Consider the following 671-nt stretch of genomic DNA (forward strand, 5'->3'; position numbering starts at 1 on the left):
GTTGTGACCCTGTCCAACGGCCAGACCATCACCATTCCAGTCGGCGCCAGCAGCGCCAGCGTCAATTTCACCGCGCCGAACGATGCGCTGGCCGGCGGCAACTCCCTGAGCGTCAAGATCGACGATGCCAAGGGCGGCAACTACGAGAAGCTGGAAGTCGACGGCAAGTCGGCGGATACCTCGGTGACCGACACCCCGGACACCACCAATCTCAGCCTGAGCGCATCCAACTCGGTAGCCGAAGGTGGCCAGATCACTTACACCGCAACCCTGACCAACGCCGCCGGCACTCCGGTCACCGTGACCCTGAGCAACGGTGCCGTGATCACCATCGACGCCGGTAAAACCACCGGCACCGTCACCGTCCCGGCTCCATCCGATGACGTTTACAAGGATGCGGGCACGGTCCAGGCCACCATCTCCACCGCCACCGGTGGCAATTTCGAGAACCTGGTGCCGAGCACTGCCCCGGCAGTGACCACCGTCACCGACACGATCGACACCAGCACCGTTTCGCTGACTGCGACTGCGAACGTCGCCGAAGGCGGCACCGTCACTTACACCGCAACCGTCGGTGCACCAGTGACTGGTAGCCCGGTCACCGTGTCCCTGGCCAACGGCCAGACGATTACCATCGATGTCGGCAAAACCACCGGTACCGTGACCACCGC

At 63.8% G+C, this 671-nt stretch carries 1 protein-coding gene; it reads left to right on the forward strand.

Translation table 11 applies throughout. From position 1 onward, the window contains the following. Positions 1–671: immunoglobulin-like domain-containing protein (locus AC1DQM_RS29870; RefSeq protein WP_477747265.1), on the forward strand; the 671-nt coding region annotated here is incomplete at both ends.

The organism is Pseudomonas sp. 01L34 (assembly GCF_056400265.1).